Raw genomic sequence first — 23,394 nt, 5'->3', positions numbered from 1 at the left:
TTCCTCTAGCGGTCCAATTCGCCGGCAATAAGGTTCATGGAAGCAACCGTTGCAATCGCATCGGCCAGCATCGCACCCTTAACCACAGTCGGGAAAGACTGGTAGATCGCGAAGCAAGGTGGACGAACTTTCAAACGGTAAGGATTCGCGGAACCATCGCTGACCAGATAGAAGCCCAACTCACCGTTGGCCGCCTCTGTCGCATCGTAAACTTCACCCACTGGTGGGCGAAGACCTTTGATGATCAGCATGAAGTGATTCATCAAACCTTCGATGTTGCCGTAAACGTCTTTTTTCTCTGGAAGAACGATGCCTTTGTCGCGGATTGTGTAATCGCCACCAGGAACGTTTTTGCAGACTTGTTCAATGATACGAACGGACTGACGCATTTCCTCGAAACGAACCAGGTAACGGTCATAGATGTCACCGTTGGTTCCAACTGGAACATCAAAATCCAAAGCGTCGTAACCATAGTATGGCTGAGCTTTACGCAAATCCAGGTTCACACCCGCGGCACGCAGCAACGGACCGGTGTAACCCCACTGGATCGCATCCTGAGCAGAAACCGGGCAGACGTTTTTAGTACGCTGGATGAAGATTTTATTATCAACAACCATCGCCGCCATTTCGTCTGTGCCTTTGCGGATTTCTTTGCAAAGAGCCAGAACTTCGTCGAACCAGCCTTCCGGCGCATCCTGAGCCATACCACCGATACGGGTCATGGACACTGTCAGACGGGCACCGCAAAGTTTTTCAAACAGACCGTAAACTTTTTCACGCATACCGAACATATAGAAGAAGCTGGTCAAAGCCCCCAAGTCCATCGCGCCAGTACCGATTGCGATCGTGTGATCGATGATACGGGAAAGTTCAGCCAGAATTACACGCATCGCCTGCGCTTTTGGCGGGATTTCCACGCCCAAAAGTCTTTCAACCGCTTTGCAGTAACCGATATTGTTCATCGGAGCAGAGCAGTAGTTCAGACGGTCTGTGTAAGGGATCACCTGATTGTACGGGTGAGTCTCTGCCATTTTTTCGAAACAACGGTGCAGGTAACCAATCTCGTTGTTGCAACGGATGATCGTCTCGCCGTCCATTTCAGCCATCACACGCAAAGTTCCGTGCATCGCTGTATGGGAAGGACCGATGTTCAATGGAAGATACTTGTCATTCAATACGTCACCAGGAGAGCCCGGCTCGTTGTTGAAATGGATCGGCAGGGAGTTTGTGCACGCCTGCTGATTGTTCGCATCGTAGTCCTTGCGCAAAGGGTGACCCACGAACTGGTGGTGAGTCAGGATTTTGCGCAGGTTCGGGTGACCGTCGAAGATGATACCGTACATGTCGTACGCTTCACGTTCGAACCAGTCAGCACCACGGTAAGCGGGAATCACTGTACCGATGGACTCGCCCTCACCCACTTGCGCTTTCACGCGCAGACGAGAAGAGTCTTTGGAGTTAAACAGGTTGTAAACAACGTCAAAACGCTTTTCACGGCTTGGATAGTCCGCACCGCACACGTCCATCAGGAAATCGAACTGGCCGCTTTCACGAAGGAACAACAACAGCGCCGGAGCGTCTTCTTTAGGAACTTCAATCACGTCATCGCCAACAGCGTGAGTGAACTTGAAGTTCTCAATTTTAAATTTGCCAGCCAGAAGCTGTTTCAGATTTTCAAGCTTGTTCATATGGGCTCTTCCAGTTGTCTTTCCAAGGGCGTGGTTGATGTGTCGCGATCATACGCTGCAAAGCCATGATACCGTCCATCACCGCTTCTGGTGTCGGAGGGCAACCCGGGATGTAAACGTCGACAGGGATGACTTTATCAACGCCCTGAAGAACGTGGTAAGCACGGTAGAAACCACCGGAGCTTGCGCAAGCGCCCATGGACAACACGTACTTGGGTTCCAGCATCTGCTGATAGATACGCACGATCACCGGAGCCATTTTCTCGGTGATGGTTCCCGCGACGACAAGCAAGTCCGCCTGACGTGGAGAGAAGCGCGCCACTTCCGCACCGAAACGAGCCAAGTCATACTTGGGACCCATCACGGACATGAACTCGATACCGCAACAAGCAGTACCGTACGGCATTGGCCACAGAGAGTTTTTTCTTCCCCACGCAACAATAGCATCAAGCTTTGACGTGAAAGCAAAACCTCGCGACATATCATCTACAGCTTGGGTTCCGGTCATCCCATCGTGAGATACCAAACCCTGCACTTGTTCATTGTGCATAAATACACCTCTGCAATTTCATTTAGCTATCATTAAGTAGTTACTGAAAAACCGTAATCCTGACAACTAGATATATATATTGGCGGCCCTCGCCGATTTCTTCAACGCGCCTTTCCAAAGTGGGCCAAATGAAATTGATTCTCCTGTCGTTTAACCACAAACTTTAGGGAGCTTAAACAATAGGAGAAAACCCACATGAAGAAGATGGCACTGTACGTTGCTTCTGCCATTCTTGCTTTGTCCGGAGTGGCATCTGCCAACTCTCAAAAGCAAGATTTGCTTATTAAACTGGCACCTGGCTTCGTTGAATTGGAAATTCAGGGCGCAAAAGTCGAAAAATTGAGCGAATCCTGGGTTCGCGTTCAAGCTCCCCGCCGCATGAGCCTTCAATCTTTGGAAAAGAATCCGGCAATCGAGTACGTTCAGCCGAACTACAAAATCTCTCTTTTGGAAGATTATAAAATCGAAGATCCTCTTCGCCGTGCCGCTTTGGCAAAGATGCTTTCAAGAAATCCTCAGCTTCGTGCAGCCGCTCGCCAGGACAACCCGGCGATTCCTGACGCTCCGCAACCAACAACCGGGGCAGATCCTTTGTTCTCCAAACAGTGGGGCATGCTGGATATCGGCGTGGTTGACGGCTGGAAAGTGACCAAAGGCAATCCGGAAATGATCGTGGCGGTTATCGACACTGGTGTCGACTATACTCACGAAGACCTTCTGCCAAATCTTTGGAGAAACGCCGGCGAAATCCCTGACAACGGCATCGACGATGACGGTAACGGTTACATCGACGACGTGATCGGCTGGGACTTTGTGACCAACGACAATAAACCTTATGACCTTGCGGTGGATTCTTTGGACGGTTTGTTCAAAGGTGGCAATCCGGGTCACGGTACTCACTGTGCTGGCAACGTGGCAGCTCGTGGCGACAACGGCAAAGGTATTGCTGGCGTGGCACCGAATGTGAAAATCATGTCTTTGCGTTTCATCGGCATGACTGGCGGCGGGACCACGGCTGATGCTATCAAATCCATCCGCTATGCAGTTGATAACGGCGCGAAAATCATGAACAACTCATGGGGTTCTGAAGGTGAAGAGCCTGGCGCTCCTGAAAATCAGGCTTTGCGTGATGCTGTTCAATACGCTCAGGACAAAGGTGTTCTGTTCATCGCAGCGGCTGGTAACGGTCACCGCGGTGTGGGTTATGATAACGATACAGACAAGCTTCCGGCTTACCCTGCGTCTTATGATCATGACATCATCATCTCTGTGGCGGCATTGGATTCTTCCGACCGTCTGGGTTCTTTCTCTAACTGGGGTCAGAAGTCTGTGGATATCGGTGCTCCGGGCGTGAAGGTTTATTCCACGACTGTGGCACAAAGCTACAGCGATACTGTTATCGATAAATTTGGCTTCAAAGCCACTTGGGATGGTACATCCATGGCAGCGCCTCACGTTGCTGGTGCAGCGGCACTTTACTGGTCTGCCCACCCGGAAAAATCCTGGCAGGATGTAAAAGCGGCGATCATCGGATCTGCTCGCAAGATCAACGCTCTCGATCGCAAATCCGTGTCAGGCGGCAAGCTTGATGTGAAAGCTTTGATGAACTACTAAGTTCTGAAATTCAAAGCCCGGTGCCGACAAAGCACCGGGCTTTTTTTTGCCCAAAATCTGTCACGCAACATCCCGGATTTTCTCTTCTGTTCCGATCTTAAAAACTTTCAGCATCTTAATTTGTAAAAGTTCAGCCCATCCAAAACAGTTAGTAGATATCTGCCCAAGCTCGTGGGCACATTACGAACAACTGAAAGGATACTGTATGCGCACCCTGCTTTTTTCCGTCATCGCAACATCTTTGGTTACCACCTCAGCCTATGCCACCAAGTTTGACGTGGATAAAGCGCATACGAATGTTTCCTTCACAGCTCCGCACTTGATGGTCTCAAAAGTCAAAGGCCGCTTCGACCAAGTCAGCGGCACTTTCGAGTTCGATGAAAAATCCATGAAGTTGAGCGACATCAACGTGACCATCAAAACCGAATCGATCAACACCAACGAAGCCGATCGCGACAAACACATGCGCAGCCCGGACTTCTTTGATGTGACAAAGTTCCCGGAAATGACTTTCAAATCCACCAATGTAAAATACGACAAAAACAAACCCGACAAAGTGGAAGGCGACCTGACCATCCGCGGGATCACCAAAAAGGTCACACTTGATGTGGACTATAACGGCGCAGTCACGGATCCATGGGGCAACCGCGTGGTCACCTTTGAAGCCGAAGGCGAAGTCAACCGCAAGGACTTCGGCCTGAACTGGAACAAAGCCATGGATAAAGGCGGCTTTGTTGTCGGCGACAAAATCAAAATCGAAATCGATGGCGAAGCCAAGGTCGCAGCAGCCCCAACAGCTCCAAAAAAATAGAGGCCCTCATGCAAAATTCCAGTTTCTCCCACAAGGTGGGCATGGGCCTGCGGGCCCCACATTTTCCTTATCTTGAGCAGCGTCCTTCCACAGAGGTGGCGTGGTTCGAGGCCCAGACGGAAACCTACATTCACACCCATGGGCGCTCCATGGAAATGCTGCAAACCATCCGACAGGACTATCCCGTGGCCCTGCACGGGATTTCGATGAACATCGGTGCGCCGGAAGGCATCCGCGTGGACTACCTGCAGGGGCTGCGCGAACTGATCGACCGGGTGGAACCATTCATTGTTTCAGATCACATGTCGTGGAACTCGATCTCGGGTCAGAACTTCCACAACCTGCTGCCGATCCCCTTCACCGAAGACAGCCTGCAGACCCTGGTAAACAACATCGATTTTGTGCAGAACTTCCTGCGCCGGGCTTTGGTGCTTGAAAATATTTCGACCTATATCAGCTATCATCACAGCCACATGAACGAATGGGATTTCATTTCTGAAGTCAGCAAGCGTTCCGGCTGCGCGCTGCTGCTGGATGTGAACAACATCTATGTGAATTCACGCAACCACGGCTTTGACCCGAAATACTTTATCAACCACATCCCACTGGACCGCGTGGCGCAAATCCATCTGTCCGGCCCAAGTGATTATGGCGACTTCCTGTATGACACTCACTCGCAGGAAATCCCGTCACAGGTGTGGGATCTGTTTAAAATGCTGGCTCCGCAGGTTCGTCATCTGCCGGTGCTGATTGAACGGGATGATGACATTCCTGATTTCCGTGAACTGGAAGTCGAAGTGATGAAGGCCGCTTACATTCTGGAGAATTCCTATGAAACTGAGCGAACTACAGAGTCTGTTTAAAAGAAACATTCTGGCCCCTGAAGCCGATCCCAGCTATCTGGAATTTCTGAAGCCGGCGGGCAAGCTCAGTCTTGAGCAGGCCTTTCAAATCTATCACCGCACCTATTTGGCGCGACTGACAGAAGCTCTGCGCGCCACCTATCCGGCGGTGGCCTGGGTTTTGGGGGATAACTTCTTTAATGATCTGTGCCGAAAGTACATCGAATCCCAGCCGTCGGTGGCGTACAACCTGGCTGACTATGGAGAAACCTTTTCCGGCTTCATTCACGAAACCTCGACCGCGAAGGGCATTCCCTTTTTGCCGGATCTGGCTAAGTTTGAATGGATCTATAAAGAAGTGCAGCACGCGGCAACGCCTGAACCATTGCCTGTTGAAACAATTCAGCAACTGTTGAGTTCGGATGACGTCAAGATGCACATGATTGATGCGATGGAGCTCTTTGAAAGCGAATATGCCGTCTATGATATCTGGGAACATCGCCTGGAGCCGGCATACATGTTTGAGGATGTGAACTGGAACACCCCACAAAACCTTTTGATTCACAAAAAACAGCAAAAGGTGCTGGTGCAGGAACTGCAACCGGTGGAAGCGCAGATCCTGCACGCCCTGATTGCGGGTCGAACCGTATCTGAAGCCCTGACCCCGCATGCAAATTCGCTAAGTCCGGAAAGAATCGCCCAGCTCTTTGAAATGATGATGAGAGCCGGGATTATTGAAGACGTGATGTCGGTGGAGGCCTACTAAGAGGCCTTCCCGATCACTTCGGTGGCCATGCTGTGCACCATGTGCTGCAAAGTATTGGCCTGAGCAGACATTTCCTCGGACGTGGCTGCGGTTTCTTCCGCTGCCGCCGAGAAAGCTTGTGTCTGGCGTTCCAAAGAACCCATCGCCTCGTGGATGGCACGAATGCCTTCTGATTGATGGGCCGTGGTTTCAGAAATTTCCTGATTCAACACATTCACTTTTTGTACAGAACTGACAATCCCATCCAGCACGCGGTCACTGCGCTCTGCAAGTTCCAGAGACACTTGAGTCTGCGTCACACTGCTGGTGATAACGGATTTTACTTCTTTCGCAGCTTGCGCTGACTTCAACGCCAGACTGCGCACGGCTTCGGCCACAACAGCAAAACCTTTCCCCTGCTCACCAGCACGGGCGGCTTCAACCGCGGCATTCAGCGCCAGCAAATTCGTCTGGAAGGCAATGTCATCAATGATATCCATGGCCGACGTGATTTCGCCTGAAATTTTTGACATGACGTTAATGGCTTCAATCAGTTTTTTGACTTCCATGGCGCCTTGAGAAGCGCCACTTTCAGAACTCTTCGCCAGTTCTGCCGCGGCACGGGCGCGGTCCTGATTGGCTTGGACGATCTCATTCAGATTCTTGATCGAACCCATGGTTTCTTCGATGCGTGCCGCAGATTCGACCGCACCTTGAGCGACGTTCTGGCCGGCACTGGAAAGCATGTTCGAGGCCTCAAGCACTTGTTGGCTGGCGTCGTTGGTATCATTCACCGTGCGTGCCAGGAAGCTCATCAAGCGGCTGGCAAAGACAAAGAACAGGGCAAACGCCACCACAAAGGCAATCGTGAACCCAATCAGCACCTTGTTACGGAAGGAAGCAATCGCCGTTTCCACGTCATCGACGTAAACGCCACTGCCGACAATCCACTGCCAAGGTTTGAAGTTGCGCACGAAACTGATTTTAGGTTCGGGATTCGGAGAACCCGGTTTTGGCCAAAGATAAGGAACAAAGCCCTCGCCTTCAGCCGTCTTGCCTTTTTCCGCAAAGGCCACGAACAGATGGAAGCCATTCGGATCTTTAAAACCCGTCAGATCCTTGCCATCAAGCTCGGGCTTGATCGGATGCATCAGCATGGTTGGATGAAGATCATTGATCCAGAAGTATTCATTACCGCTATAGCGCAGCTTCGAAACGGCTTTCAGCGCCTGCTTCTTGGCTTCGTCTTCGGTCAGAATTTTTTGCTGATATTGATCGTGATAGAATTCCAGCACTTTCGTGGCGATATCAACAGTACTGCGAATCGCCACGCGGCGGTCTTCGTACATGTTTTCACGCACCAGCGGAAGCACATAGAAAAGCACAATCGCCCACAGGGGAACCATCGCGCCGATAAGAAGTGCCAGCGTCTTATAGCGATAGCTGCGAGTCTTCCAGAGTTTATTCCACATAATCCGATCCCCCTAGGGTTGATGTCGTAGGGATTTATCGGATTCACTTTAGGATACTGAATAACACAGATGTTATTACGAGGAAGTTTAGTCTTAATGTCTCATTTCAATCCACGCCCCCACCTTCGCCGGGGTTGCGTCGGGTGTTGACTCCAGGAGGCACCAACTCGTCCCCCATCAACGACTGCTCAGAAGGATAGCGCCGGGAATACCCAATCAGGTCCTTGTGATAGGAAAACAGGATGCTTCCGTTCTGCAAAAGGTTGATCAGGTACTGCACGTACTCCAATCCCACGGCAAAACATCCCTCGCTCCAGCCCAGGCGCCGGTTGCGGGCAATGAATTCCTCGCTGACATAACTGGCTCCGTGCAAAACGATCTGCCGCAGCCGCGAGTTATTGTTCGAACGATCTATGCCATCCAAATAAAGCGACAGTCCGTTTTTGGGGCTGTTGTAAGTTCCCTTGGCGAAGTAAAAACCCAAAGAGCTTTTCCACGAATCCGGCAGATTTGAAAAACTGCGTGTTTCCAGAATGCCGGAGCGAATGCCATGGGCCACATAAAACTTCTGCACAAGTCCAGTGCGCAAATCCAGCAGGTGCAGACGCTTTTCAGTGCTGGGACGGGAATAATCCACCAGCACGGCATAATCGGTGTTGGGAATGCGACCTTCATTATAGTCGAACATGCGGAAAATCAGATCCAGTGGTTCACGCGGCACAGACTGTTCCAGCAGAACATCAAACAGGAAACGGCCATTGGCAGCTCTGCGATTGAACATGGATTCCGCGGCACTGACCGAGGCAGAAAACAGTAAGAATAATGCCACTAAGTATTGGTATATTCGGGATGCGTAAGTCATTCCCCCACTCTCAAGGGAGTGGGCTGCATCGGCAAATTAAGAATCAGAAAGGTCAGAGTTACGGCCAGGGAATGTACGGAACATCCTGACAGACAATTGGCAAACCAGCTGCCTGCAAAGGCGCAGCAACTTCATCAATCTCGGCGGAGTCATCCAAAAGCATGATGTGAGATCTCAAAACAGTGCGTGATAGGAACTCACTCGACACTTTGTTTTTGGCTTTTGATTTTTGTGCGTGGACCGGAGTCAGGGCCGCCATGCGACGTACTGATTCCAGAATGTGTTTTACCATGCAGTTGTAACGGGGCTTCTGATCCAAATCAACGATCTGTTTATCTGCATATTCTGCCAGCTGGCGATAGGATTTGGCTTTGTACAGCTCCAGCAGTCGTGACTTTATGCCCGCAATATCAGGGCGACGATAGTTGTGCAAAGAATCCGGGCCTTCGGGATTCTGCGCTTGAAACTTAGGGGTTTCAGACATCGAGATAAAGTCCTGGCAAAGAATCGGAATCCCCGCCGCCTGATAAGGTGCAGCCCACGCATCAGCAAACGGGACGGCCACGGAAAGCTTTCGTTCCATCCAGATCAACTTGTCAGAGACTGCTTTGGATTTGCCGTTGGAAAGCTTCATGTACAGGGGCTTGCGCTCTTTATTCAGCACCATCGCTTCGTGAATATGTTCAGACAGACAAGGGCGCATGTCTTTCAGACCCGCCCAGGACAGGGCCGGAATCACAAAAACCGCAAAGCTGAATAGAATCACAGGGAAAGACTTCATGGGTTCTTTATAACACACTCAAGACCCCGGCTTCGGCCCCCCATCCCGCCCCTGTAAATAAACCTCGACTGTCCAGAATTTGGTCACCGGTCCTTAACAAACCCCAGAGCATCTTTTAACCTTAAATGAATGCCTGGTTTGCGCTTTTTCATTCTTATATCTGCTTTATGGACAGCCTCTGTGGCCCAAGCCGACTTTTCGGATTGCTATCTGATCAACGAATGCAGCAAGTTCCGCCGGGACCCCGCAAGCCCTGCCCCGGGCGGCAGCCAGATTAAAATCAATCCGTCCGCCGTTCCCACGGAAAAAGGTCTGGGTCTGGAAGCCATTTACTTCAACCCGTCAGCGGATTTTTCCATTGTCCGGGGTAACGGCAAGGTCGGCGCCGCCCTGTCCCCTTCCAATAGCGAGGAAACCTTCTTTGGAGCCCCCGGCTTTGAAATGATGGAAGACCTTTGGGAGCGCAAACACAATCAGGAAAAATACCCGAACGAAAAGCTGACCCTGGCCACAGCCTTCGACATGGTTGATCGCAAAGGCAATGGCTTTCGCCGTTACAGCCTGAAGGCCGGCGCGATGGCCAAGTACAATACCGAAACCAACAAAATCAATATCGGTGGCGGGGTCAATGCCATTTGGGGACCGTTTTCTGCCGGTTATTCTGTTTACGGTGATGAAACCCAGCTTGAACAAAGTGAATACGTAAAGACCACCATCAAATATCAGGTCAACACCTACAACGTGGCTCTTCATTTAAGCTCTTTGATTTTAAGCTATGCAAACTTGCACCTGATGGAAGAAGAAGAACTGTACGAAGCGCGCGTGCAGACCTTCACCGCTTCGTTGGCCATGGGAAAATTTATTTTCACCGCCGCCAAACGCATCGAGGATTCCCCGGCGTGGGCGTATAACTATGAAACCAAGGAACTGGAAGAAAAGCAGATCAAAGAAGAATACTTTGGCGGCGTCCAGTACTCACTAAGCCGCCGCTTTATGATTGGTGCGCTTTACAATTACTATCTGTTGCGTGAAGGCTCCGTCACAGCAACTTTGTTCTTTTAAACACCCGCCAGCTCTGCATTCATGACTGCTCCGGCAATCAGATCCGAAGCTTCAACCGTCACGGCCTGCACCGGAATTTCCCGCATCAGCCCCGTCAGACTGCGACAAGGACCAATGTTCACGAAACGATCGATCCTGTGATCCTGCGAAAGTTTTTGCACCGCCCGGCTCCAGTGAATGGGCTTTGTGATGCTTAGAAGAAATTCCTGTTTGATCTGCTTGGGGTCCATCAACGGCTGAGCGCTTAGACTTGAGAAAATCGGCACACGCGGATGACCGGTATGCACGCTGGCGAAGTCATTTTCCACCGCCTGCACATACGGCAGAATATAGCGCGAATGCACGGGGTAATCCAAAATACGCATCACGTTCCAGCCTTTGTCTTTAGCGTATCTTTCGACTTCGTCCAGATCAGCATAACGGCCACCAATATTCAAAAACCTTGGCGTCAGGCAGGACACGTCCACGTTGTTTGCTTCAAACCACGCATAGTCCTGTTCCGTGAATGGCGCCCCCCGGGGCGTCAGCACAGCGATATTGCGGCCGATCTTATCAATTCCATCGATGCTGCGGGTGAAGTGAATGTGATTGTAAATGGCGTCTTCAAAGGTGTAGGTCCCGGCAAACACCGCGCGGGCCAAATCCCCCAATGAACAACCCATCACCCAGTCCGGATCACCTTCCAGATCCCGCAGGCGCCGAGCGACGCCGGTTTGAATACAGCAGATCGCCACCGCCGCCAGACTGATGTTTTTCAAGGCATAGATATCTTCGGCGGGAAGCTCCAGAAATTCCTTAAAATTGAAATGATAGCCAAAGCGTTCCTGAATAATGGCTTCGGCCCGGCGAAAGCAGGCCTGTACTTCTGGCAAATGCAAAAATCGATAACGATCTGATTTTCGCAACAACGCATTCAGGCCCGGAAAAAGAAATGCTGTCGCCATTATCGCAACTCCATTTCGGGTTCAGGTTGTCTATCCATCGTGCGCACCGGAAAGGCGCGCTGATACAGCGGGGCAAATTCGGTCATCTGATCCTGGGTTTCAATCAAAGACAGCACCCGGCTGGCAGTGTGTTCAAAAACCACATCCTCGGTCTGACGAACCCATTTCAAAAGTTGCGCGTCCATGAATTCCCGATCACCGATTTCTTCATGCACCATGCGTGTGTGTTCAGCTTCATCCTGCAAAATCACCGAAATCGTCTGAGCCACACCCACATTGTCTGTCCCACGCATGATATCCGTGTAATGGCGGAACACGCGCATTTCCAAGCCCCAGGCACCGTACAGGTACAATTGTTCCGGGTCTGAAATCTGGCGCATCATCAGACTGAAATAGCGGGTCAGATAGCGCTCCAGCTCGTGACACAGGCGACGCTCCAGCTGACGATACCCAGGGACCGCCAGCCATTTGCGTCTTTCCAGCACCACACTTCTTTGCAGCAAGCGGGCGTGGCGCAATTCATCGCTGACATGTTCAGGCATCAGATCCGGCATCGGCAGATCACGGGACATAAAAATCTTCTGCATGTGCAGTGAGGCCATCAATTCACTGTGCCCCAGGGCATGCACCCAGGCCACCTGCGCATAAGGACGGTCCGCGATGACCCGAACCAGTTTTTGACTGGCGCGAGTGACGGGATCTGTCTGAAGCTCATGATTTTGAAACTCTTCCACCAGCACGGCCATGCGCTGAACCATCAGCAGGCACATTTCTTTTTCAATGACCTGAAGTTCTTGCAGGGACAGTCGGTCTGCTTCGGGCAAGGTGGCCAAAAACTTTTTGCCCAGCTGAATGTGCCCGACCTCATCGGCTAAAACCTCCTGCATGCCTTCACGAATTCGGGGACTGCTGGTGCCTTCAATGTAGGCCGAATAAATCTGAAACGGAAACTGTTCAATGGTGATTGCACCGTGAACGTAAGCAGCAAAACGGGACTGTGCCTGCAGCAGAACCGGATTTGCGAAAAATCCCAGAACAAAACTTTCGGCCACCGCTCGCAGTCGCTGGCGCAGATCCTCATAGCGCCCGTCTTTTGCCTGGGGATACGGTCGCAGTGACAAAATGATATCGCGGTGACGGGCTTCATCCGCGGCGTGTTCTTGAATATCAGCCACAAAGTGCAGCGGGGTGGAGGCCGAGATATTTCCCAGCACCTGTTGCGAAGCCAAATGCTCCATGTGCGCCAGAGTACTCAACCAGGCCGATTCCAAATGGGGATCGTCCGTCACCAGAGAGATTAGATATTGAATGGATTCAGTGAAGTTTTTCATAGCGTCCCAAGGAATACTTTGGACTCTAAAACAAAGGCAAGGCAGGGACTCTGCACTTGCCAGTAAACAGTGTATGAAAATCAGGTAATCAAACGAGGGCTATTCTTTTTTCTTCAAAGCGCCCATATAAGAATACTGCCAAGGACGGAACGCCATCAGCACACCCGAATCAATGACAGAAACGTTATGTTCCACCTCGTAACGGGATTCTTCCTGCATATCCATCATCAGGCGTTCCAGCTTGGCCTTGTACTTGGCCAGGGTCGGCGCGCTGACTTTGATCAGCGTGAAACGAATGTAGTCCTCGGGACGGAAATCATAATTCAGATAGTTCGACTTGGTCTGATCAAACAAAGCTTTTCCCACCGGCCCGTCACGACGGAAACGCAGGAACCCCTGACGTTTCAGTTTCACCTTGTCACGAGGATGCAGCTCAATCAGATTCAGACGATCCAGCTGGAACAGATACTTTTTCGCTTCTGAACCCGGGATCTGATACTCCTTTTCGATTTTCTGCGGGGTTTTTCCTTCCTGAAGCATCATATAGAAATGCAGCAGGCGCGCGTTTTCAGCCAGGGCCTTTTCCTGCTCGTCAGAAAGAATCATCGGCTGATTGGCTTCTTCCAGATTCGCCGACTTCACCACTTCTGAAAAACTGAGGTCGGCAATACGGCAGATTTCCTCCAGACGATCCAGACTTAAACTTTTGCTGGAAAGAATGCGCTTCACACTGGATTCACTCAAATCCAAGGCTTTGGCGAGGTCCTTATAAAGAATATTCTTCGCTTTTAAGGATCGTTTTAAGGCATTCAAAAACTGGTCAATCTGTGACATCTCAACCCCCAAAACCAGAGTATTACATTACGGTACCCCAAGCAAGGGTATTGAATGCTGGCACCAATCAGCCGATCCTATTTACAGGCATGGAGGTTCCAATGACCGCTCTCAGACTGCTTTTCCAACGACTGACACAGACCCGCCCCTTCTTTTACGGCTGGGAACAACGGGCTTATGAACGACGCCAGGAGCAATCTCACAGGGACGCCCAATTCTCTTGCAGACTTTGGAAGGATTAAATACAGTCCCCGGGGTAATGCAGAACTCCTCTGAAAATTCCTTATTATTTAAGCGTCCCCTTTGGTTCTATATCAAAAACAATCCCCGAGCCTTCAGCTTGGGGATGCTTTTTTTGCTGCTGACGAATGCCCTTGATTCAGCGTATCCGCTGGTGATGAAAGCGGCCATTGATCAGATTCAAGCCAAGGCCCCGCTGTCTGACATTGGCAAAACCTGCTTGATCTTCCTGGCGATGATGACGGGCCTTGCAATCACCCGCTACGGGTGGCGCGCAAACTTTGGCCGCTTCCACACCTACGCTGCAGAACACATCCGCCAAAAGATCTTCCGCCATATCACGTCCCTGGGACCGAATTTCTTCCACAAAAACCCCGTGGGTGAACTGATGAGTCTTCTGACCAACGACGTGCAGTCGTTCCGTCAGGCCATCGGCCCGGGCCTTTTGATCCTGGCCGACGGGATCATCTATATCCTGATGGTTCTGCCGATCATGATGTCCCTGAACTGGGAATGGACCTGGAAAACACTGGTATTCCTGCCGCTGGTGCCTTTCCTGATCTGGAAGGTCATGCGCTTGATCCATTTGAATTATAAAATTCAGCAGGAACGCTTTTCAGAACTGACTGGCATCGCCCAGGAAACCGTGGGCGGCATCCGCGTGATTAAAAGCTTCGCGCAGGAAAACAACCGCACCCAGCTTTTCAACGGCATCAGTGCCGGCTTTGAAAAAGCCTGCAACAAAGTCGCCCGCGTGGATTCGATGTTCATTCCGGTGATGGAATTTGGTGTCACCTCGGGCAGCGTGATTCTGCTGTTTATTGCCAAAGATGATTTGTATTCAGGGGCCGTGACCATCGGGACCTTCTTTGCCTTCCAGCGCTACATCCAGAAAATGGTGTGGCCGATGACGGCTTTGGGCATGGGCTTTTCAAACTTCCAAAAAGGTTATGCTTCCTTTGACCGGATCAAAGAGGTTCTGCAAACCGAAACTGACATTCCTGACAACGGAACTGTCGAGATCGAAAAGTTCCAGACCCTGGAATTTAAAAACGTTTCCTTCCGCCATAAAACCAGTTCGGTGTATGCACTTAAGAATGTGTCCTTCACCCTGAATGCCGGCGAAAGCCTGGGCATTATGGGGCCGGTTGGTGCGGGTAAAACCACGCTTCTGAATCTTTTGACCCGCATGTATCCGCTGGAAGAAGGTCAGATCCTGGTCAACGGCCATGACATCAGCAGCATCACGCAGGAATCTTTGCGCCGCACCTTCTTGCTGGTTCCGCAAGAGGCCTTTTTGTTCAGCGACAGTATCGCCGACAACCTGAGCCTGGGTTTGTCCGAGCGGGCTGATATCGGTGAAATTCAGCGCATGACTGAAATCGTGGACCTGACCAAAGAAATTGATTCCTTGCCGCACAAATTTGATTCCCAGTTGGGTGAGCGCGGTGTGAATCTGTCCGGCGGTCAGAAACAGCGTCTGACCATCGCACGTGGCATCATCATGAAAACCCCGGTGCTGGTTCTGGATGACTCTTTAAGTGCCGTGGACACGCGCACGGAAAAAGCCATCGAACAGGAACTGCGTAAAACTCACGGTTCCTTAAGCCGCATTATTGTGGCTCACCGTCTGTCTTCACTAAAATCCGTGGACCGCCTGTTGATCCTGAAAGACGGCCATGTTGAAGCCTGGGGAACCATGGAGCAGGTTCGCGAAACCAGCCCGACCTTCCAGAAGATTGTGCAGATTCAAGGATTGGGGGATCACCATGAATGATAATTTTATGAATGAGGACCTGGTAAAAACCAAGGTCACGTACCCGATTCTGTTTAAACGCCTGTGGCCTTATGCCCGTCGCGAAAAAGGTCTTTTGTTCATGGCGATCTTTGCGGTTGCCGGCGGCGCCACAGTGGCCCGTCTGATTCCACTGTTGATTGGACAGGCCATCGACAAAGGCGTCGTGGGACGAGACCTGTCGATCTTCACCAAAGTGGCTTACGCGTATCTGGTGCTTGAAATCATGCGTTCGGTGTTTTCTTTCGGAAATGCCTTTTTGTTCCAGTTGTTCGGAAACCGCATGCTGTATCATCTGCGCGAAGACCTGATGAACCACGTGCAAAGACTGCCGATGCAGTTCTTCAACAAAACCCCCAACGGGCGCATCGTGACCCGACTGACCAATGATGTGATGTCTTTGGGGGAACTGTTTTCAGAAGGCGTGATCTCGGTCTTCACCAATGCGGTTATCATCGCGTCGGTAGTGATTGCGCTCAGCCTGATTTCCTGGAAGCTGACCGTGGTGTCGCTGTTCCTGGCGCCGTTCTTTATCTGGGCCACTTTCCACCTGTCCAATAAAATCCGTGCGATCTTAAGTGAACAGAAAAAGAAACTTTCCACAATCAACGCCTTCCTGGCTGAAAATCTGAACGGCATCAAAGTCATTCAGCTCTATAGTCGAGTGACCCGCAATCGCGACAAGTTCGGCGCCCTGTCGGTGGACTATCGCGATACCAATATGCGTTCGATCAAGGCCTATGCCCTGATGCAGCCCGTGATGAATCTGTTCAACGCCGTGACCATCACCTCGGCCTTGTATTTCGGTGGTTATTTGAGTGCTGAAAACTCGATCGCCATTGGTTCTTTGGTGGCGTTTTTGATGAACATTCAGGACTTCATCCCGCCATTGCGAGAGATTCTGGAAAAATACCAGCAATTCCAAAACTCGCTGACCAGTGCCGAGCGCATCTTCACCCTGATGGATGAACCGAAAGAGCACGAACTGGCCGCTCTGACCAGCCCGGGATCTTTGCGTGGGGAGCTGGAAATCAAAAACCTGAACTTCCAGTACGAAAGCCATCTGCCGCTGGTTTTGAAAGACATCAACCTGCACATCAAAGCCGGGGAATCCGTGGCACTGGTGGGTCGTACCGGCAGCGGAAAATCCACGTTCATTTCGTTGTTGCAGCGGTTCTATGATGCCCCGGAACAGACGGTCTTTGTCGATGGGCTGGCACTGGAATCAATCCAGCGCGAAGAGATCCGCCATCACGTCGGCGTGGTTCAGCAGGATAATTTTATTTTCCGTGGCAACATCCGCGACAATATCGGCCTGGGTGATCCGCGCATCACCGAAGAACAAGTCCGTATGGCCTGTGAAAAGACCGGCTATATGGCGCTATTGACCCGCACCGGGCGCGATCTGCTAAGCCCCGTGGCCGAACGTGGCGCCAACCTGTCAGTCGGTGAACGCCAGCTGATCGCATTTGCCAGGATTCTGGCCTTCAACCCGGATATTTTGATTCTGGATGAAGCCACTGCCAATATTGACTCTGAAAGTGAACACATCATTCAGGATGCGACCAAAGAGATCACCAAAGGCCGAACAAGTATTATCATTGCCCACCGTCTTTCAACGATTGAACAGTGCGATCGCATTATTGTTCTGAATCAGGGGGAAGTGGCCGAGATGGGCTCGCACGAAGAACTTATGCAAGCCCAGGGCATGTATTATCAGTTCGCGTCTTTGGGTTTGAAATCAACCTTGATCGACGCATCGGCAGCCGGCACAGCGGAACCATAGAAGCGGATCACGTTGCTGGCCGCCAGATAGTCCCAACCATTGGTGGTGTCACGCGGAATGCTGACACCATTGATGCTGACCGTGATGGATTCTTCCAAAGGCACTTTCGACAATTTAAAGTCCGTCAGAATCTGATAGATGCGTGAACGGATGTTCCCTACTGCTGACGAAAGATTCGTACTGCAGATGGATTCTTTCACCCCACCTGAAGTGTCAGCCAAGCCCATATAGCTTAAACCCGCCGAGGCAAAGTCATTGAAGGTCTTGCACTGGGACGTCAAACTTAAGACGCCGATAAAATTAAACACCCAGGAACGGCTGCCATCCACCCACGGCTCTTTGATACCATCCAATAAATTGGTGTAGTAGGTGACGCCCGCAGAAGAACTGGATTTACTGAAGTCATCTTCATCCGACAATGCGATCACCACCAACAGGGCATCATTGCGGAAAAAGCCTTTGCCTTCATTGGCCAGATAATTTGCGGACAGGGCATTTTCCATGGATTCAAGACCGCGCTCCAGGTTACTGCCGGCCTCTCCCACAATCATGCGGTTTTTCAGGCTGTTGACCAGATCCGGAGTTTTCGCAGTCACATACTTGGGACTGCCGACAAACTTACCACCATCCGGTGTTGTGCCACCCATGCTGGTGGTCACCACGGCCATGTGATAGTCCATTTTTAAGGTATTCAGTTTACTGACCAGATCCGGAACCTGTTCGCTTAAGCGCTGCTGATGTTTCAGCATGGAGGTGGAATTATCCACGATCCACAGGATATCCACTTTGTTGTTGTACGTGATGCTTTGACCGAAGTTGTCTTGAGTTTCTGGCAGATCGAATGACACATTCTGCGCGCAGGCCATTAAGAAAGATGACGCTGCCACGGCAACAAGAAGCTGAAAGTCCTTTTTCATACAAAAGATCCTCTCAAAGGCTGCGTTTATGCAGCCTTCGTTGTGAAATTCTTGATCGATTCACGTGCGGACTGACTGAGAGTCGTAAACTTCACGCCATACTTCACCGGCTCTACGGCGGCGCCGCTGTCCTTCACGTATTGTTTGCTGACGATCTGGCAGACCGCATTGAATGGCGGCACACCGTCGCCCGGTTGGAAATGCAGGAACAGGCTTTGTCCCGGCTGCAGATTCGGAGTGTCGATAAGAACCCCTGCTCCACCAGCACTGATTTCCAGGGCCTGACCGCGGAAAACTGTTTTGTTATTATGAACAATCAAAGAGGCACCATAAGAGGCGCGCACATGACGACGACGGAAGAAGATCTCAGCCACGTCAGCTTCCTTGGAATCTTTCATCACACGGATGCTTTCCGCAGAGAAGTCCTCCACCTCGGCGACTCTTTTCCAGGAAGGAAGCTTCGAGTGCCAGATGTAGTCGTATTCGTACAGCGCTTTTTCCTGCAGCATCTGGATCAGCTCCAGCTGGCAGAACGGACCATAGTTGTTACCCTCTTTCAGGATAAACCATTCTTTGTCTTTCAAAGCGAGCTTGCTTAACAATGACGCCGGAGACGCCGAAGGTCGAGTCGCAGGCTTTTGTGCCAGTTTCGCAGAAAACTCCGGATGCTCCAGCAGCATCAGCCACTCACCCAGCGCTTCGTCGTAGATGTAATCCGTCCACTGGTTCTCTTGGGTTTCGATCTTTTTTAAAACTGTCTCAAGATTGAACGGCCCGATATGAGTCCCATTGTTCGAAAGATAATACTGTTTTCCCATGCTCTCGATACTCCTGTTCCGCACTATTCGGCACAAACAGAAGATGACTTAACTGTAGGATATTAGACAATTTGTTGGTAATTTGTTTGGGAAATTTCGTCGAAGTTCTCGACAATAAATACAGTTAAAGGCTTCCTCACACTTACCCGACAAGATTACTGCCAGTTAAGAAATAGGGATCTTAAACCGAATAGAGTTTATGGTATTCATACAGAAGAAAGAAATGAAAACACGAAAAAACATCCTGATCGTGGACAACAACTGTGAGCTTGAGCAACTGGTGAAAGAACCCTTGCTGAAGCAACTTGAAAACTCGGGGGTTTCTCCGATTGTGGTCCGTGCAAAGGATGGCGCCGAAGCTGCCATCAAATCAGAGAACCAAAAATTCGACGTCGTGCTGATTGATACCGAAGTGCCGCGCCTGATGGACGGCGGTTTCGTTTATGGTATCCATACTTATAAGAATACCCAGGATGCCGAGTTGATTGTGATCTCACAACGAGACTCATCGGATCTGCCGGAAAGCCTGCAGTCTTCAAAGTTCTTTAAAAAACCTGTTTCTCCGAACGAACTGATCAACGCGATGATCTCTGTTCTGAATGCCCAACACCACGGTACGGGCGCGAAAGAACCGGCGACAGCCGCAGCGGCCTCCAAGTATGCCGTGGATGTGCGGGTGATCAATGCCGTCATCAAGGCCACAACTCACGTGCTGGGTCAGTTTGGCTGCCCTTCTGTGAAAATGGAAAAAGCCGGCCCCAAGTCCCCGCACGATCCCATGATGGGGGAAGTTTCCTCGGTCGTGGAGATCAAGTCCCAGGCATTCCAGGGACACTTGTGCATTTCCTTTGATAAAGGCAGCTTCCTGGAAGTTGTGTCCTCAATGCTGATGGAAGAACAAACTGAATTGAACAAAGACAATCAGGATGCCGTCGGAGAGATCAATAATATTATCTTTGGTAACGCCAAGGCGGAAATCAGTTCCTATGGCGTACAGATGACCGTGCCAAAAGTTCTTTTGGGCAACGGCCAGAATGTGCCCTGCGCACAAGGCTCCGCGGGGATGATGATTCCTTTTGCCACTGAAAAAGGAAAGTTCTACATCACCGTCGTCGCCCTGCCTCTGGCCAAAGCCGCTTAGTCCATCCCGATCGCCCGCTTCCATTCCGGAGTGGGCTCTATCAGCTTTCTTTCTTTCATATCAAACAGACCAAATGTAAAGACCGCTTCGCTGGCAACACTGCCGTCGTCCTTGATCATCTGCTGTTTCATCTGGCCGATCTTGCCTTTGTAGCCCAGCATTTCCAATGTAATGGTGATGTTTTCACGCAGTAAAACCTCGCGCTGGAATTTCAGATTCACTTCCAGAATCACCGGGCCCTGCTTCAGCTTTTGAATGTCCTTGAATCCGTAACCGCGACTGGTGATGGCTTCCCAGCGGGCTTCTTCGTACAACGCCAGATAGGTGGCATTGTTCATGTGACCCAAAGAATCCACATGGTGCTCTTTGATAGTGACTTTATAATTATTCAAAACAGACATGGAAAGCTCCTTAAGACTATTTCAATGCTTCACGAACATAGGCCGACGCCTGATCCAGGGCCCACACCACCACCGCAATCACGACAATGATACAACCCACTTCACGCCACATCGCCTGCCCCTGATACTGCACCAGCATTGTGCCGATACCGCCACCACCGACCAGACCGATGATCGTCGCCATGCGCACGTTGATGTCCCAGCGATAGACCGTAAATGAAATATAAGGCAAAAGCACCTGAGGAACAATCGCATACCAAATCGTTTGCAGTTTATTGGCGCCCGTGGATTCAATGGCTTCAATGGGGCCTTCTTCAACGGATTCAACCATCTCGGAATATTGTTTGGCCAGTGAAGCAATCGAATGAATCATCAATGCCAGCATGCCGGCAAAGGGACCAATTCCCACCCACACTGAAAAGATAATCGCCCAGATCAAGGCTTCAATAGAACGAGTGACGTTCAGGAAGGTTCGCATGACAAAATAAACCACCCGCGCCCAAGGCCCCTGCATGATATTCTTTGCGCAGACAAAGCTAAGTAAAAATGCCACCGGGATCGCGAGCGTTGTTGCCAGAAACGCCATAAAGATGGTTTCAATAATGTTTAACACCGCTCGGGGTAAAACATCCCAGTTCGGGTCTAACAGGCCTTTGAACAATCGCACGGCGCCCGCAAAACCATTCTGATCAAAAAGTTCCACAAACGAAAATTCAGTCTTGATCACAGCCACAGTCAGCGTGGCGAACAGCGACACCATCAACTGCCAGCACCAGAACGTGCGATACCAGGGGCGATCGTCTTCCACACCCGGATAAGATCCGAACAAGCGTGCACCCAGCGTGACGACTTTACGCGATGAAAGCGCCAGACTGATTCCACACCCGACGACAAAGAACAATAAAGCCAGGGCAGAAACCAGGCCCAGCTGCAAAAGCTGCTCTTCCGAGGTGACAAACAAAGCTGCCGCCAGAAGGCACAGTAAAAATCCAAAGACGATGCCGTCAAATATCGTTCGGCGCAACATCCTGTGCTCCTTCCCCGTAAATACGTCGGAACCATTCTTCGGTGATTTCTTCAGGTTTTCCGCGGAAGACGATCTCGCCATCTTTCAGCGCCACCACCCGGCTGGCGTATTTTCTGACCAAAGACAGGAAATGCAGATTGGCGATCACGGTGATGCCCATTTCCTGATTGATCTTGCGCAAATAATCCATGACCACGTGGCAGGTCGCCGGATCCAAGGAAGACACCGGTTCGTCCGCCAAAAGCAATGTCGGTTTTTGCATCAATGCTCTGGCAATGGCAACGCGCTGTTTTTGCCCGCCCGACAACTGATCCGCGCGCAGCGATGCCTTTTCAGCGATACCCACCAACCGCAGGTTTTCTTTCGCTTCAGATCTTTCCTGGCCAGAAAACATCCCCCACAAACTTTGCCAGGTGGATTTTGCCGCCAGTCGACCCATCAGAACATTTTTTAAAACACTTTGACGTGGGATCAGATTGAAGTGCTGAAAGATCATCGCCATCTTGCTGCGCACACTGCGAATCTTCGTGACATCCTGCAGCTGTCCGATTTCCTGCCCTGAAAAATAGATGTTCCCGGAGGTCGGCTTCTGCAGACGGTTCAGACATCGCAGCAATGTCGACTTGCCGGAACCACTCAGACCGATCACCACCAGGAATTCCCCGGGATGAACCTCCAGATTGATATTTTTCAGCGCCTGCACCCCGTTGGGATAGGTCTTGGACAGGTTTTCAACGCGCAACAGGGCTTCAGCCACAATCACTTCCCTTCCGGAGCCAGCGTCGACAGCATTTCGCGAACGCTGTCATAGTCACTGTCGGTGGATTTCTTCAAGTTTGTCGCGCCCAACATCAAATCCAAAGATTTCTGTCCTTCAGGTGTGGCAGCAAACTGCAAAAGGGTGTCGACGATCTTTTCTTTCATTTCTTCCGGCATGTCTTTGCGGAAGACGATCGGATCATTCGGAATGGGTTCGGACAATTCGATGATCTTCACTTTTTGTTCGACATCAGGATACTGGGTCTTCACCAGACGGCGGGCGTCTTCAAGCTGCCCGTTTTGTGGAGGGCTGTAATAAGTCGCACCGGCATCCACCTGCCCTTGATAGATCATGGTCACAACGGAATCATGCTTCATCGCAAAGACAGTGTCTTTCGGTTCGATCTTGCGGTCCTTCAATGTTTTTAGCGGCAGCAGATAACCCGACGTCGACGCCGGATCCACAAAGGCCACTTTCTTTCCGTGCAGGTCCTTCAGCGTTTTGACTTTTCCATCGGCCCGGGCCAGGAACTGTGACTGGTAAGTTGCAGACCCATAACGAATCACTGTCAGACGGGCTTCGACGCCGTATTGCTTGTGAGCCAGATAGTATCCGTAGGTGTTGATAGCTGCCACATCCGCACGCTTGGTGCCGAAGGATTCCACCACCGCCACAAAGTTCTGAGGAATGGTGATCTGAAATTTATAAGGTGTGTTCTTTTCCAGATAATCCTTCAGAATCTGCGAATTGTCGGTCAGAACTTTGGCATCAACGGCGGGGACCAAATGAAACTTGATCGGGTTTTCGACCGTCCCCAAAACATCTTTCTTCAGATGACATCCACCCAATACAACAGGTCCACACAGAACCATGCCAAGAAGAAGTTTCTTCATGCTGTTTGCCTCCCAAAATCATTATAGAAAACCCCCAAGCACGGGCAAGAAAAGTCTTTGATTTCACTGGACTTGTATGG

Annotated in this window: 22 protein-coding genes; 8 read left to right on the top strand and 14 right to left on the bottom strand. The window is 50.8% G+C overall.

Translation table 11 applies throughout. The annotated features are described in order from the left end of the window. Positions 1-5: 5 nt before the first annotated feature. Both nuoD and AC04MQ_RS07015 read right to left on the bottom strand, forming a co-directional pair. The gene (gene nuoD, locus AC04MQ_RS07020) at positions 6-1,688 is read right to left on the bottom strand and encodes an NADH dehydrogenase (quinone) subunit D (protein ID WP_015092109.1); all 1,683 of its coding nucleotides are present in this window, start codon (positions 1,686-1,688) and stop codon (positions 6-8) included. Beyond that, positions 1,675-2,196, bottom strand: a complete 522-nt coding sequence (locus tag AC04MQ_RS07015; RefSeq protein WP_051026355.1) for an NADH-quinone oxidoreductase subunit B — start codon at positions 2,194-2,196, stop codon at positions 1,675-1,677. The genes nuoD and AC04MQ_RS07015 overlap by 14 nt, the downstream gene beginning before the upstream one ends. Before the next feature lie 237 nt (positions 2,197-2,433). Here AC04MQ_RS07015 and AC04MQ_RS07010 point away from each other — a divergent pair, with 237 nt between their 5' ends. From AC04MQ_RS07010 to AC04MQ_RS06995, 4 genes are all read left to right on the top strand, one after another. Further along, complete coding sequence (locus AC04MQ_RS07010) at positions 2,434-3,852, top strand: S8 family peptidase (protein ID WP_475391668.1); 1,419 nt, start codon at positions 2,434-2,436, stop codon at positions 3,850-3,852. Positions 3,853-4,057: 205 nt separating this feature from the next. Next, a complete protein-coding gene (locus tag AC04MQ_RS07005) occupies positions 4,058-4,663 on the top strand; it encodes a YceI family protein (RefSeq protein ID WP_475391666.1) in 606 nt (201 codons plus the stop codon). A gap of 8 nt (positions 4,664-4,671) precedes the next feature. Beyond that, complete coding sequence (gene bufB / locus AC04MQ_RS07000) at positions 4,672-5,526, top strand: MNIO family bufferin maturase (protein ID WP_015092113.1); 855 nt, start codon at positions 4,672-4,674, stop codon at positions 5,524-5,526. Next, positions 5,495-6,271 carry an HvfC/BufC family peptide modification chaperone gene (locus AC04MQ_RS06995; protein WP_475391663.1) on the top strand — a complete coding sequence of 259 codons (777 nt, stop codon included), beginning with the start codon at positions 5,495-5,497 and terminating at the stop codon, positions 6,269-6,271. The genes bufB and AC04MQ_RS06995 overlap by 32 nt, the downstream gene beginning before the upstream one ends. On the opposite strand, the gene AC04MQ_RS06990 is transcribed toward AC04MQ_RS06995, so the two are convergent. The 3 genes from AC04MQ_RS06990 to AC04MQ_RS06980 all read right to left on the bottom strand — a co-directional run bounded on the left by AC04MQ_RS06990 (position 6,268) and on the right by AC04MQ_RS06980 (position 9,365). Then, complete coding sequence (locus AC04MQ_RS06990; RefSeq protein ID WP_015092115.1) at positions 6,268-7,722, bottom strand: cache domain-containing protein; 1,455 nt, start codon at positions 7,720-7,722, stop codon at positions 6,268-6,270. The two genes, AC04MQ_RS06995 and AC04MQ_RS06990, sit on opposite strands and share 4 nt — an antisense overlap. Positions 7,723-7,828: 106 nt before the next feature. Beyond that, the gene (locus tag AC04MQ_RS06985) at positions 7,829-8,551 is read right to left on the bottom strand and encodes a murein L,D-transpeptidase catalytic domain family protein (RefSeq protein ID WP_015092116.1); all 723 of its coding nucleotides are present in this window, start codon (positions 8,549-8,551) and stop codon (positions 7,829-7,831) included. 91 nt (positions 8,552-8,642) lie between these two features. Then, on the bottom strand, positions 8,643-9,365 hold the full coding sequence (locus tag AC04MQ_RS06980) for a hypothetical protein (RefSeq protein ID WP_015092117.1): 723 nt from the start codon (positions 9,363-9,365) through the stop codon (positions 8,643-8,645). Between the two features lie 129 nt (positions 9,366-9,494). Between AC04MQ_RS06980 and AC04MQ_RS06975 the strand changes: the two genes are divergently transcribed. Further along, positions 9,495-10,427 (top strand): hypothetical protein, encoded by a 933-nt coding sequence (locus AC04MQ_RS06975; protein ID WP_051026324.1) that lies wholly within the window; start codon positions 9,495-9,497, stop codon positions 10,425-10,427. Here AC04MQ_RS06975 and AC04MQ_RS06970 read toward each other — a convergent pair. The 3 genes from AC04MQ_RS06970 to AC04MQ_RS06960 form a co-directional block, all read right to left on the bottom strand. Further along, entirely contained in the window at positions 10,424-11,371 is a 948-nt protein-coding gene (locus tag AC04MQ_RS06970; RefSeq protein ID WP_015092119.1) for an acyltransferase domain-containing protein, read from the bottom strand. The two genes, AC04MQ_RS06975 and AC04MQ_RS06970, sit on opposite strands and share 4 nt — an antisense overlap. Next, the gene (locus AC04MQ_RS06965) at positions 11,371-12,702 is read right to left on the bottom strand and encodes a ferritin-like domain-containing protein (protein ID WP_015092120.1); all 1,332 of its coding nucleotides are present in this window, start codon (positions 12,700-12,702) and stop codon (positions 11,371-11,373) included. Before AC04MQ_RS06965 ends, AC04MQ_RS06970 begins: the two co-directional genes overlap by 1 nt. A gap of 99 nt (positions 12,703-12,801) precedes the next feature. Continuing rightward, positions 12,802-13,536, bottom strand: coding sequence for a helix-turn-helix domain-containing protein (locus AC04MQ_RS06960; protein WP_015092121.1), 735 nt, complete (start codon positions 13,534-13,536; stop codon positions 12,802-12,804). Positions 13,537-13,882: 346 nt separating this feature from the next. On the opposite strand from AC04MQ_RS06960, the gene AC04MQ_RS06955 reads away from it, so the two are divergent. Together AC04MQ_RS06955 and AC04MQ_RS06950 are read left to right on the top strand one after the other, a co-directional pair. Next, positions 13,883-15,553 (top strand): ABC transporter ATP-binding protein, encoded by a 1,671-nt coding sequence (locus AC04MQ_RS06955; protein ID WP_475391660.1) that lies wholly within the window; start codon positions 13,883-13,885, stop codon positions 15,551-15,553. Continuing rightward, positions 15,546-17,357, top strand: a complete 1,812-nt coding sequence (locus AC04MQ_RS06950; RefSeq protein WP_475391658.1) for an ABC transporter ATP-binding protein — start codon at positions 15,546-15,548, stop codon at positions 17,355-17,357. Before AC04MQ_RS06955 ends, AC04MQ_RS06950 begins: the two co-directional genes overlap by 8 nt. Here the strand turns inward: AC04MQ_RS06950 and AC04MQ_RS06945 are convergent. Both AC04MQ_RS06945 and AC04MQ_RS06940 read right to left on the bottom strand, forming a co-directional pair. Next, on the bottom strand, positions 17,288-18,274 hold the full coding sequence (locus tag AC04MQ_RS06945) for a hypothetical protein (protein ID WP_041577941.1): 987 nt from the start codon (positions 18,272-18,274) through the stop codon (positions 17,288-17,290). The two genes, AC04MQ_RS06950 and AC04MQ_RS06945, sit on opposite strands and share 70 nt — an antisense overlap. 26 nt (positions 18,275-18,300) lie before the next feature. Beyond that, positions 18,301-19,092, bottom strand: a complete 792-nt coding sequence (locus AC04MQ_RS06940) for a GYF domain-containing protein (RefSeq protein WP_015092124.1) — start codon at positions 19,090-19,092, stop codon at positions 18,301-18,303. 223 nt (positions 19,093-19,315) lie between these two features. Here AC04MQ_RS06940 and AC04MQ_RS06935 point away from each other — a divergent pair, with 223 nt between their 5' ends. Next, positions 19,316-20,233, top strand: coding sequence for a chemotaxis protein CheX (locus AC04MQ_RS06935; RefSeq protein WP_235046153.1), 918 nt, complete (start codon positions 19,316-19,318; stop codon positions 20,231-20,233). Here AC04MQ_RS06935 and AC04MQ_RS06930 read toward each other — a convergent pair. From AC04MQ_RS06930 to phnD, 4 genes are read right to left on the bottom strand one after another with little or no spacing between them, the layout of a single operon-like run. After that, on the bottom strand, positions 20,230-20,634 hold the full coding sequence (locus tag AC04MQ_RS06930) for an acyl-CoA thioesterase (protein WP_015092126.1): 405 nt from the start codon (positions 20,632-20,634) through the stop codon (positions 20,230-20,232). The genes AC04MQ_RS06935 and AC04MQ_RS06930 overlap by 4 nt on opposite strands. A 16-nt stretch (positions 20,635-20,650) precedes the next feature. Then, a complete protein-coding gene (gene phnE, locus AC04MQ_RS06925; protein ID WP_015092127.1) occupies positions 20,651-21,661 on the bottom strand; it encodes a phosphonate ABC transporter, permease protein PhnE in 1,011 nt (336 codons plus the stop codon). After that, the gene (gene phnC, locus AC04MQ_RS06920) at positions 21,639-22,424 is read right to left on the bottom strand and encodes a phosphonate ABC transporter ATP-binding protein (protein WP_015092128.1); all 786 of its coding nucleotides are present in this window, start codon (positions 22,422-22,424) and stop codon (positions 21,639-21,641) included. The genes phnE and phnC overlap by 23 nt, the downstream gene beginning before the upstream one ends. Further along, positions 22,421-23,314, bottom strand: coding sequence for a phosphate/phosphite/phosphonate ABC transporter substrate-binding protein (phnD, locus tag AC04MQ_RS06915; RefSeq protein ID WP_015092129.1), 894 nt, complete (start codon positions 23,312-23,314; stop codon positions 22,421-22,423). The genes phnC and phnD overlap by 4 nt, the downstream gene beginning before the upstream one ends. Positions 23,315-23,394 lie beyond the last annotated feature (80 nt).

The organism is Bdellovibrio sp. MYbb2 (assembly GCF_056175685.1).
Note: the sequence above shows the minus strand (reverse complement) of the source record. Positions and strands in the feature narration are given on the sequence as shown.